This window comes from Paraburkholderia tuberum STM678 (assembly GCF_902833905.1).
Taxonomy (GTDB): domain Bacteria; phylum Pseudomonadota; class Gammaproteobacteria; order Burkholderiales; family Burkholderiaceae; genus Paraburkholderia; species Paraburkholderia tuberum.
On sequence record NZ_CADFGP010000112.1, the window covers coordinates 1 to 11,652 of the forward strand.

Sequence of the window (11,652 nt, forward strand, 5' to 3'; positions counted from 1 at the left end):
CGTCCAGAAATCTGGACTTTAGCCGATCTGGCTACTCTGACCTGAAATCCAGTCCTGGCGCGGCTTGCAGACAAATTCCACGGCCGTCGAAAACCGGCAACCAGTTGTCGATGACGGTTTCATTCATCCATGTTGCGGGGCGTCGCCCCGCAGTTGCGGCATATGCCGCCGCCGCGGTGGCGGCGTTTGTCGTTCCGGACGCCACGTTCGCCGCCGGCACAACTGTTGCACCCGCACCCATCTACAGCGATGCCGCCTCGCTCGGCAAGTTGCTGTTCAACGATCCTTCGCTGTCCGCGTCCGGCCGCATGTCGTGCGCGACCTGCCACAGCCCGTCGCACGCATACGGGCCGCCGAACGGTCTCGCCGCGCAGTTCGGCGGGCCCGATCTACGCTCGCAGGGCACGGGTGCGGTTCCGACGCTGCGTTACGTGCTAAACCGCACGCCGCGCTGGGCGCACGTACAGGCGTCGAGCTTCGCGGAGCGCGCGACCGACGGCGACGCCGCGCCAACCGGCGCCTTCACGTGGGACGGCCGATTCAACCAGCTACGGGATCAGGCGACGTTCCCGCTGTTCGATCCGAACGAGATGGCGAACCGCGATCCAGCAAAGGTCATCGCGCAACTTGCGAACGCGCCGTATGCGGCGCGTTTCAGGAAGATGTTCGGCGACGCGATCTTCGCGACGCCAGCGGTCGCGCTACGTCAGGCGATGTACGCGATCGAGCGTTTTGAACTGGGAGACCCGAGCTTCCATCCGTACACGAGCAAGTTCGCCTACTACCTCGATGGCAAGGTGAAGCTGACTGCGGCCGAACTGCACGGCAAAGCGCTGTTCGACGCTCCGAAGAGCGGCAACTGTGCGTCGCGCCACATCGACCAGTCCGGCGTGAACGGCGCGCATCCGCTCTTCACCGACTTCACTTCGAGGCCCTGACTGCTCCTGTCCGTTCGAACAGCCCCGCGAACTCCTTGATGTACTGTGGAGAGGCCATGCTCGTGTGGCAAGCGCTTTGGTAGCGATGTGGGATCGGCCGCCGCAGGGGCGAAGCCTCCCGAAGCTGCACACGGCTATGCATTGTGCGTCAGGGATCTGTTGCTCGCGGCCCCTGGTTCATATCCGGCGTCGGTGATCGCTGCAACCTGCAAGAAAAAGCTGCTGGAACTGGCACTGTCCCGTGGGCAGGGAATCGACCGGCACGCCGCGGCTGCGGCTCTGGAAGACTACTACGGCCGCGAACTCCTTTGCCAGATGGACCCCGCCTATGCGGCAGGCAAGCGCGACCAGTGGTTCCGCATGGGCAGCAGGAGCGGCACGCCCGATATTCCGCTCAGCCGCCACCTGCTGCTCGTGCATTTCCTGTTTGCCGATGCGAGCCGGTTCATTCAGGCGCTCGCCGCCGCTACCGAGCAAGCCGGTCAATGCGCAGCGAGTCGTACCAACGCGGATATGGGCTATGAACAAGGTGAGCGCAATTTCCTATCATAAGCATTGACGGTATGAAATTTCCGACGTTTATATCGAAAGCGCTATAAGCGACTTTTTCCCAACTACCGCTTGAGATCCCGTGAGCGAAATGCCTGATCGAACTGCCGGGCTCGCTGCACCTCGTCGCTGTGCAGATAGGTCGAAGTCGTCGAGATCGAAGCGTGCCTCAAGTTGTCCCGCACCATGATCAGTTCTGCGCCACGCGCGAGCGCGTGCGACGCATACGTGTGCCGCATCCAATGCGGGCTCGCGCGCCGCAGCTTCTCTGCGGTCGCCGGTCGTTCGTCCTGGATCGCATCGGCCGCCAGCACGAAGAACCGTCGCATCACGCGCCAGAGCCGTGTGCTTTCGATGTGCGCATCATCCTCCTCGAGACTCACAACAAGCGGCGTCGCCGGGCTCCAGCGTTCCGGCGTGACTGGTAGGCCGCGCTGCACAAGATATTGATCCAGCGCGGTTCGGGCCAGCGACGGCAGCGCTACCTTGCCGAGCTTGCCGCCTTTGCCCAGTACATGCAGCCAGTGATCGCCGTGTTCGTCGCGACGGATATCGCCGAGCTTCGAGCCGACCAACTCGCTCGCGCGCAGGCCGGTTGCATAGCCAAAGTCCAGCAGGAATCGCAGCCGCTGCGCGGCTGCTTCGCTCCAGCCGTACGACCACTCGAGGCCGTCAGCGAGCGTGCGGATCAGCAGCCACTCGCCTTCGGAGAAGCCGCGGGACGCGTCCAGTCCCGCACGCTGTGCGTGACTCTTGACCTTGACGCCGGCGAACGGATTTGCGAGCACATAGCGTTGCGCGACCAGCCAGCGAAACATCGCCGAGAGGACGTTCAGCGCGTATGCCGCCGAGCGCGGTGACAGCGCGCCGGTGAAGGGCCGCCATTCGACACTGTGCCGCGGCCGCGATGGCCCGATCCAGCGTTCGCGCGGTGTCGGCCGGCGCAGGAAACTCCGGTACGCGATCGCGTCGTCGGTGGTGAGCGACGACAGTGCGCAGTCCCGTTCAACGATCGCCCACAGGATCAGGCGTTCGGCTTCTTTCCGGTAAGCGCGCTGCGTGGCGGCCGACTCGTGCAGTGACAGCCAGGACTGCACGGCCTCATAGTCGTTCGAAGCCTTGAGCAGGCAGGCGTCCTTTGGGGCGCGGTACTGTCCGCGCGAGCCGTCGACCTCGTGTGGCACACGCAACTGCTCCCACGGCACGACGTTGCCTGCCGGCGCAGCGACAATTAACGCACGGGCGCGTTCGGTCAGGGCCGGATGGGCGGCAAAGAACGCCTCGATTCGGCGCGCGCCGGCGACGCCGAGTCCGGCGATAGCCAACCACCAACGACGCCGTCGCGGAATCCGCACGGTCAGGTCGGCCAGCGTCCGGATGCCGTGCGCGCGCAGTGCTGCAACGATACGCGGTGGTAACCACAGATCGACCGGATCGGCGATCGTCGGTATCGGTACCGGCAGATTGCGCAGCACCTCGATTGCGCGGACCACCCCATCCGCCGATGCAGTCGTTGGGCGATCGACGAAGACGCTCGCCAGCTCCGCGCGTTGGCGCGCCTGCGCATACGCGATGAGCCGCCGACGAATCCGGCCGAGCACGCCGCGCGAGGACGCGCCCGCTGATCTTCGGTCACCCAGATACCGCGCGACAGCGGCCCGCGCGTCCAACCCGGCGTACCAGCCGCGCAGTGCGGCGAGCTCCGCTTCGTCGGGGAAGCCGGATTCAGTTTCGTTGATGGGTAAGGCGTCGCGCGTTTTCATGACTCCCAGTTTATATAAATTTCGATGACGGACTGATAATAGTATTATGGGGTGTCCATTTGACCGGAGTTAAGCGTAGACTGGGGCAATGGAACGCGCCCACGCCAGCATCCACTACCCTAAGTCCCTTGGGGAGTTTCAGGCCTGGTTCCCGACTGATGCAGACTGCCTGGACTACCTCGAATGGCTGCGATGGCCTTGCGGCTTCGTCTGCCCGTCCTGTGGGCATCACGGAGGATGGCGGCTTGGGGACAACCGGTTCATGTGTACTGGATGCGGTAGCCGCACATCGGTGATGGCTGGCACCATCTTTGACCGGACACGTACTCCGCTCACGGTTTGGTTTTCGGTCTGTTGGCATTTTGCTACCGCTAAAGATGGGATCTCCGCGCTGAGTTTGAAGCGGACCTTGGAGATCGGCTCCTACCAGACGGTGTGGGCTATTCTTCATCGCCTGCGGTCTGTTCTGATTCGCCCCGATCGGGAGCGCCTTTGCGGGAAGGTGGAGGTGGACGAAACCTACATCGGAGGCAAAGAATCCGGACTTTCGGGAGGCCGTGCCAAAGGGAAGAAGATCCTGACGTGTATCGCGATCGAGATCGTGGAGCCGAAGGGATTCGGGCGCTGTCGAATGGCGCCCGTGGCGGATGCCTCCTCGGAATCGCTTCGCTCCTTCGTGTTGGATAACGTCGAGCCCGGGGCGACGGTCATCACCGATGCCTGGCAGGGTTACCGGTGGCTGGAGAAGAATGGTTACATCCATGACCGCCGTAGCCAGCGGGCCGCGTCGGCGCGGGGCGAGGACCCCGAAGAACTTCTGCCAGGTGTGCATCGAATAGCGTCCCTTGCAAAACGTTGGCTCCTGGGCACCCACCAGGGAGCGGTGGATTCTGCACACTTGCCCAGTTACCTGGACGAGTTCGTGTTCCGTTTCAACCGCCGCCGCTCACGTAGCCGAGGGATGCTGTTCTATCGGGTCATGGAGCTTGCTGTCGCCCATGGACCGGTTCGTTACCAAGACCTTGTTATGACCCAGCGCCCAAAGGCTGTTCCTCCAAAGCCGCCGGGGCAACGCGGACATCCGCCCAGCTTGGAGCGACCTTCGCCGAGCCGCCCGTGGAGGCAAAACGCTAACTCCGGTTAAATGGACACCCCATATAGTATTTATCAGTCTAATCGCATCTCGCACACTATACGACGTGCTCGCAGCGGCCCCGGTCTTGCCTCAGGTCGACCCGGTGTGGCGCATTCGCCAGATGGCAGCAGACGACCCACATCTGCCCTTCGACCCGACGCGATCGCTGCGGCAGCTTTCAAAGGCGGAACAGCCATTCGAGGAGCCGTCTTGGCCGGGAAGTTCTCGGCCTTTGCCGCCGTTGGGATTGCTGAGCTGACGAAGAACGGATCAAGCCGGTGCCTACGGCCGCTGTCGCGCGGCCGAGTTGACCGTGCAAGGCTTTGCGATAGACTACCTTGATCCTGGAGGGGTTTTTCGTGGCTGATCTTAAAACCATGTTGGTCCGTTCGAACGCCGCTTGCGCCCTGTTTTGCATGTCGCTGCTGACGCACGCTGGGACGTCGGCAGACTCAGCCACGGTTACCCATGCGACCGAGCCTGAAATATCTGCCTCTGCAGATGTCCTGTCGACTCGGCCTTTCGTGGGCGACGACCCGGTTGCCATCAGAGACGCCTTGGCGGAGCAGAGCTTCGATGCCAACTCGCCTTCGTTGAGCGATCGCATTAGAAACCTGATCCACGTCCCTGTCCTTAAGGCGCCACGCGATCTCGACTTGTCGAAAGCCAGTCTCGACCGCGACCTGGCTTTCGTCGTACCGGCGCCCTACGGAATACGATATCAGTCAAAGACGCACTTGTTGACGGTTAACGTAGATCTATCCGATGATGACAATCCGGGAGTGATCCTGCTCAAGAAGACCATAACCGGACCACGCGGTCGAGGGCTTGTGGTGGCGCCTGAGGCGAAGGCCAAGGGGTACATCCAACACATCGATCTGATTGAACTCAAGTCCGGCAAACGGAGCAAATCCAGGGTTCACGGACGCGTGACACTCTCGCAGGCGGCGTTCGACGAAGCGAATGGAGACTTCGCGATTGTGCTGATGTGTATCATGGCGCCGCCTTACCTGACCGATCGACGCGAACATAGCGATCCCAGCGACGTCGAGCCCACAGACATCACAACAAGAACCTCGACGCTGTACACGAACATTCACGCCATCTGGCTGGTGAGCCCGCAGCGGGGTATCGTGCTATCGAAGAAGCTGCATCTGTCGAAGTAAAATCCCTTGATTGTTTTTTGAGATCGCAGTACCGGAATGGTCGCCCGTAAGCTGTGACCCTTTGCAACGATTAATTGAGGGCGGGCAATGCGTCGGTACACCTTCTCTCGTCCGAAAGTGATCCTGCTGAACATGCCAGCCTTAGCTGGACGCGCACACCCCTGACCACGCCAGGGGGCTTCCCGTGTTGCGTACGCTTTCCTTGTGTACACATGCTGTCGCCACTACCCCGGCGCAGCGACCGGGCGTCCTGCCTGCTCATTCACCCAGCCCCATCAGCCTTCCCCGATAGGGTGTTCGGGTCGGCCTGCGCATCGGCATTCTCGAGGATTGCTCGGCGTTTACTCGCGTTACGGCCTGCACACTCGCGCTGTCACCAATTCGTGAGACGCTTCACCAGAGGCTTCAGCCACTTCCTTACCTCCATAGCTGCTCCTTATAGGTTGCTTCCGGCTGGAGCAATCGCCGGGCGGGGCTCTCACCCGCTGGAAAGCGCCGCCTTTTCACGGCGCACATCCACAACTGCCGTTCGGATTGGCGCAACATCAATGACTGCTTCCGGGGTGCAACCGCCCGCGGTATCGCCGGGTTTGCGCGTGCATCATCACCGGTGACCGACAGTGGGACGAGTTCCCGATCAACCCAGCCGTAGGCGTCGCATACGTGACCACAAATCGCGAGAACGCGATCCGATCGCGTGGGCTTCGAGCACGACGGTAATCGCAACGGCAGAACGGTGATCGCGGGAGAGCCTTTCACACCGGCAATCGCCGGTCCTTCAGCGGGCGCCTAGGGGCGTGCGTCGGGTGACTATGGATGCATCGCCGACATCACAGCCGATGGTAGAAACGGACCGCCCGACAGCGTATTTCGTACCGCAAAGCAGCTGCCGAGTCGAGTTGCAAGGCTCGCGTAGGGCGGCAGCAGTGTCCGACTGGCTTTGATGAGAGCAGTTGCGACACACTCGCGCACCACCGCGTCCGTTTCTCCATTGCCGCCTATTACCAAAGTGATATAGCGGCAGCGAGGCTCGGAAATCATACTGGCTCCGACCTGCCGCACACACGAGCTCGCTGCGCAGTTTCCGATGTTTTTCCAGCTTGCAAGCAAGTGCGGCCGGTAGCCCCCGCAAGGGGCAGCGCCGGCGCTTGTCTCTGCACGTCGCGACGCCGCGTTGCGTCCACATTCTTTTTTAAAGGAGACTCTCATGAAAACAGTGTTACTCGTCGCCGGTGGGCTATTGTGCGCGTGCGCCTAGCACGCCAGCGCGCAAAACACCAGCGCAAATCCAACGACCGCAGCACAGCCTGACGCGGTGAATTCGGAAGGTCCCGACCCTTCAGGAAGCTCGATGTCCGGCGGACATAGCGTGGGTGACGGAAAGACCCGCGCCGAAGTCTATCAAGACCTCGTGCGCTCGCAGCAGAACGGCGAGGCAGCGCGGTTGCAGGAACTCTTCAAAGGTAGTGGCAAGTGAGCCTGCCTGGAGCGGGCAACCTGCGGCTCCGGAGAAAGGAGGGAGAACCAAAATGGCGTCTTTCGACGAACCGTCGATTCTCTCCGAGTACAACGGCGGGGAGAAGCTGATTGCCGGCATCGTGCTCGCCGTTGTCACGTTCTGGCTGTTCGCCCAGACGACCTTGAACGTGCTGCCGTCCATGCGGGCGGATCTGCAAATTGACGATGGCCTCAGTGACATCGCCGTCAGCATCACCGCCCTCTTTTCTAGCGTTTTCATCGTCGTCGCAGGCGGGCTGGCGAACAGGGTCGGCCGCGTGAAAATCACTTATGCCGGGCTTGCAATGAGCATCGCCGGTTCGATGCTGATCGCCGCCTCGCCTCGAGACACGGCGACCTTCGTCATCAGCGGACGCGTCATTCAAGGCGTCCCCGCAGCGTGCATCATGCCGGCGACGCTCGCGCTGATCGAAGCGTATTACAACGGCGCCGCGCAACGACGGGCGCTCAGCTTCTGGTCGCTCGGATCATCGGGCGGCGGCGGTCTGTGCGCACTGCTCGGCGGCCTCGTCGATGCGCCGTTGGGATGGCGATCGAGCTTCTGGATGTCGATCGCAGTCGCGCTGGCGAGCTGGTTACTGAGTCGCGGAACGCCTGAAAGCCGGGCCGATCGCCAAGGCGTCGCCCGGACCTTTGACCGAACGGGCTTCACCGCACTCACGATCGCAATGGTTGCTTTCAACGTGATCGTGGAACAAGGCTCGATTCTCGGCTGGTTCAACTCTTGGTGCTATCGCTCGTGGGCACGTTCGCCGCCTCGCTGAGCATGTTCATCTGGACGGAGCAGCGTTGCAGCCATCCGCTCATTGACCGGCTATTCAGGAATGCGACCTATCTTGACGCAACGCTATCGAACTTTCTTCCGAATGGGGTCGCGGGTTCGCTGCTGATCGTCTCGCAGCTTTTTCAGGAGGTCGATCATCTGTCGTCGCATCAGTCGGGCTTGATGACGGCCGGCTACCTCGTCGCGATCCTGTCGACGATCCGTGTCGGCGAGAAGTTGCAGCAGCGCTGGGGCGCACGGCACCGCCCGATGCTGACAGGCTGCGCGGTGACTGGCAGCGGTGTCCTCATCACGACCTTCACGTATTTGCCCGCGACAGATTACACGATCGCTGCCTTTGTCGGATTCACGCTAGTTGGCATTGGTCTGGGCTTCTATGCGACGCCTTCTACGGACGACGCGTTGTTCGGTGTACCGGACGCCCAGGCAGGCGAGGCATCAGATGTCTACAAAATGGCGTCGGCGCTCCGCACCGCGCTTGGTATAGCCATTTCGGCCGCAATCTTCACCGCGCTAAAAACCACCGATGGCCTCATCTCGATGCGCTTCCTGATCACGGGCCAGCCGGACGCAGTCCGCTTCGCGGCTGCTGCCGCATTGTGGTTCAACGTGGCATTGGTGCTCTTCGCGAGCCTGGCGTCCAAGCTCGGAATGCAGCGGCAGGTGGCACCGTTGCCGCGCCGCCCACGCATGAAACGCGTCTGTCACGCCGGCGTATCTGATCTGAATCCGGGAGGCCACTGCGTACGATTTATGAAGAGTTCGCGAGGTGAAGTTCAAGACCAACCCGGAACGGCGAATCTCGCGTGAAAATCAATCAAGGGAGCGTCGCGCATTGTCCTGCTTCGAGCGTAGTTTGTCGGCCTCCAGTCTGCGCGTGACCAGATGGATCAGGTAAGTCGCAAACTCGGGATCCTGATAGTACATCCGCATTGCATCGGCCGCGGAAACCGTCAGCAACTCGCATTCGCTCTTGCAACAGGCCGTCCAGGTGCGTCGATGGTCAGGCGAGAAAAGTCCGATCTCTCCGAGGATCGTGCCAGCGCCCACATCGACGCCGATCTCCTGAAGGCTGACCGTCCCGCGCAACACATAGTAGAGCGCGTCGCTTGGCGCATCCTTGCGAAACAGCACCTCTCCGCGTTTGAAGCGACGGGGAGGCAAATCGGAGAGGAGCCGCTTGATGGTGAGCTGCGCATCGAGCGCCTGGTGAAGCTGTGCATCGCCGACCTGATCGAGCCGCGCGGCCGCGATGCTGGCCTGCCCGCGACTCTCGACCTTGAGCGCTTTATACACCGTATAGAGATGCACTTTTACTGTCCCTTCCGCGATATTGAGTTGCCTCGCGATCGACTTGTTCGACTCGCCGCGCGCCGCGAGGGCCAGTACTTCGGTCTGGCGTGGCGTCAGCATGCGGTTGTTCATCGCAGGGTCGGGAACCACGCGCGAATCCGTGGTTGCGCCACGCAAAACTTGTGTGTGCGCTATTGCAGAGAACGTTGCCGGCAGGTATGCCGCGCCAGCCAGCACCACCTGTAGCGCGTCGCGCAACGCTTGCGCGGATTGCGACTTGTTCAGGCAGCGCGCCACACCGGCAGCCATGAAGGAGTCGATAGTCTGCTGATCGATCTCGCTCAGCAATGCGAGCGCTGGCAAATGCGGGAAGACGCGCCGCAATGCGCTCAGCACATCGAGTGCTTCGCTTTGGGTCGCCATCCAGTATCAGCAGGTCTGCGCGGGTCCAGTCTTCGAAAGCGGTGATCCGATAGTCCGCACATCTCACCTCGATACACTCTTCGAAGTCGCTGACCAGGCGTGCAACGCCCTCGCGGAACAAACCTGTCGGTGCGATCAGGATGATATGCATATGCGTCACTTCTTGCGTCGATATCGTTCGCCGCGAATGCGAGCGCGTACTGCTCGAGTCCGAGACGCTGCAGCCATTGCGCGATGTCCATATTCGTCGCCTGCATTCGATGCCAGCCGGCACACGCGAGCTTGCCACACCGGTTTGGCGCCGGCGCGACGCGATGCGATTCGCAAACGTCAGACGAAAATCGGGCGCACCGCTCGCCGATGCAATCGGCCCCAGCTTCGCACTCAACCGGGCCGATGAATACTCAGTGTAGGCGTACAACTCGCGCGCTGCATGATGTTCGAAGGCATTTCGAGTCACGACGGGTACTGGGCAGCGCGTCCCACCTCTCCCTCGCTTTCTTCGGGGAATTCATGTGAAGCCGGGTAAGGCCGTCTCCGATATCCCGCTCCGTTCGCGCTTCGCGGGCCAATTCGATTCTCCAGAGCCAGCGTAAGCGGCTCGCCGCGCTTGCAGTTACCCACTTCGGTTCAGTGCGAGTTCATATCCCAGTTGAATGTCGGTAAGGCGCTGCATGCCGCGCCACATAACGGCATTACCTGGAGGCGGGTCGCTGGCGCGAGCCAGATAGCCTCCAAGTCGGGCGACCTTGATCAAGTTACGAACGAGGGGCGGTGCCTGGGCAGTAAGCGGTAAGCCGGAAACTACACGTTCAAGCAATTCAATTTCTGCAGGTGTGGACGCCGTGTCGAGAGGGGCCTGTGGTGCGCATCGACTTATCATGGTGAGCCAGAATATGCGCCAACTCAGGATACAAAACACTGAGATCAGGTTCGCAAGTCGTTTTGCGGTGTGCAGCTTCGAGTCTTCGGCCTTGCACCCGGACTTGAGAATCTTGTGGAAGGTTTCAATCTTCCAGCGCATGGCGTACCAGTTGACCTTCTCGATTGCCTCGGCACCTGATTGGACTGGGAGATTAGTCAGCAGCTTCCATTCGATGCTGGAGCGCCCGGGCGGCACATCACGCTCATGCGCATGAACCACCGTGAGTTGCAGCGCCGGACAACGATTCTGCTTGCCGATGGGCGGCAACACTGTCATTCGCTGGTAGCGGACCTCAAGGGTCACTGTCATCGGATGCCCCTTCGCGTCGCGAATCTTGACACGGTGCGCTCCTTTGATCCTAACCTGTTCCATTTCGTCTGCAATGGTGTGTTGACCATCGCCCGAGCCGGTCAACGCAGGTTCGCACAAGAGAGTATGTGGCGAACGTGTCATGTTCCGCTCTCCCCTTGCTATTGTCCGACCCCGCGCGATCAAAGCGGCGATGTGTTGCACGTCTGCCGGTGTTCCGTGCCGTTTTGTCCCACGCGGGAAAATGGCGGACGCCGCGTGCTGGCTCGGCCTATTCTATGGAGGAAGCGCTCCCGCCTGTAGGGCAAGGGCGCGCGAGCGGGAGCGAATCCATGAGCAGGGTGAATCTCCGGCGCAAGCAAGTCCTTGTGTCTTTCGCGCTACCCACGATCATCGTAGCGTTTGCGTTTTCAGGTATTGCAGTAACGGCGCACGCCGACACGGTTCGGATTACCGTCTCGCACTACAGTGACGCGACTGGCCCATACTTCAACAAGATGGCTCACGAGTTCGAGAAAGCTACCCCTGGTACGACAATCAAGATCGAAGAAGTAAACTGGGATGCGCTGCAACAGAAGCTCCAGACCGACATCATGGGCGGCGCGAACTCGGACCTCGCGATTGTCGCTACCCGTTGGTTGCTGGATTTCGTTCACGACGACGTCGCTGAGCCCCTTGATGGCCACATGGACGCCAGCTTCAGGGATCGCTTCATTGGCCAGATCCTGGCGCCGGGCGAAATCAAAGGCAAGGTGTATGGCTTGCCGCTCGCTGCTTCAACACGCGCGCTGTACTACAACAAGGATCTGCTCGCGAAAGCTGGCTATCCGAATGGCCCGAAGACCTGGA

Annotated in this window: 10 protein-coding genes and 1 pseudogene; 8 read left to right on the forward strand and 3 right to left on the reverse strand. The window is 61.3% G+C overall.

From position 1 onward, the window contains the following. Positions 1–110 precede the first annotated feature (110 nt). Positions 111–938: a cytochrome-c peroxidase gene (locus HWY30_RS39315; RefSeq protein WP_167368829.1), complete on the forward strand. Its 828-nt coding sequence runs from the start codon at positions 111–113 to the stop codon at positions 936–938. A gap of 192 nt (positions 939–1,130) precedes the next feature. Beyond that, positions 1,131–1,490, forward strand: coding sequence for a hypothetical protein (locus HWY30_RS39320; RefSeq protein WP_143037335.1), 360 nt, complete (start codon positions 1,131–1,133; stop codon positions 1,488–1,490). A gap of 62 nt (positions 1,491–1,552) precedes the next feature. Here HWY30_RS39320 and HWY30_RS39325 read toward each other — a convergent pair whose 3' ends face one another. Beyond that, positions 1,553–3,250, reverse strand: coding sequence for a phage integrase family protein (locus HWY30_RS39325; RefSeq protein ID WP_090812216.1), 1,698 nt, complete (start codon positions 3,248–3,250; stop codon positions 1,553–1,555). An 88-nt stretch (positions 3,251–3,338) separates the two neighbouring features. Between HWY30_RS39325 and HWY30_RS39330 the strand changes: the two are divergent. The 5 genes and pseudogenes from HWY30_RS39330 to HWY30_RS41245 all read left to right on the forward strand — a co-directional run. Further along, a pseudogene (locus HWY30_RS39330) lies at positions 3,339–4,277 on the forward strand (IS1595 family transposase); the annotation flags it as partial. A 485-nt stretch (positions 4,278–4,762) separates the two neighbouring features. Next, positions 4,763–5,551: a hypothetical protein gene (locus HWY30_RS39335; protein WP_090812596.1), complete on the forward strand. Its 789-nt coding sequence runs from the start codon at positions 4,763–4,765 to the stop codon at positions 5,549–5,551. Between the two features lie 1,351 nt (positions 5,552–6,902). Next, the gene (locus tag HWY30_RS39340; protein ID WP_143037334.1) at positions 6,903–7,028 is read left to right on the forward strand and encodes a DUF4148 domain-containing protein; all 126 of its coding nucleotides are present in this window, start codon (positions 6,903–6,905) and stop codon (positions 7,026–7,028) included. 52 nt (positions 7,029–7,080) lie between these two features. Beyond that, positions 7,081–7,833, forward strand: coding sequence for an MFS transporter (locus HWY30_RS41240; protein WP_208524372.1), 753 nt, complete (start codon positions 7,081–7,083; stop codon positions 7,831–7,833). Further along, positions 7,809–8,663: an MFS transporter gene (locus HWY30_RS41245; protein ID WP_208524373.1), complete on the forward strand. Its 855-nt coding sequence runs from the start codon at positions 7,809–7,811 to the stop codon at positions 8,661–8,663. Before HWY30_RS41240 ends, HWY30_RS41245 begins: the two co-directional genes overlap by 25 nt. Positions 8,664–8,666: 3 nt before the next feature. Here HWY30_RS41245 and HWY30_RS39350 read toward each other — a convergent pair whose 3' ends face one another. Beyond that, positions 8,667–9,494, reverse strand: a complete 828-nt coding sequence (locus HWY30_RS39350) for a LuxR C-terminal-related transcriptional regulator (RefSeq protein ID WP_244145194.1) — start codon at positions 9,492–9,494, stop codon at positions 8,667–8,669. A gap of 691 nt (positions 9,495–10,185) precedes the next feature. Beyond that, positions 10,186–10,947 carry an IS4 family transposase gene (locus tag HWY30_RS39355; RefSeq protein WP_208524374.1) on the reverse strand — a complete coding sequence of 254 codons (762 nt, stop codon included), beginning with the start codon at positions 10,945–10,947 and terminating at the stop codon, positions 10,186–10,188. A gap of 188 nt (positions 10,948–11,135) precedes the next feature. On the opposite strand from HWY30_RS39355, the gene HWY30_RS39360 reads away from it, so the two are divergent. After that, positions 11,136–11,652 (forward strand): ABC transporter substrate-binding protein (locus HWY30_RS39360; RefSeq protein ID WP_176079036.1); only part of this gene is annotated, 517 nt, incomplete at its 3' end.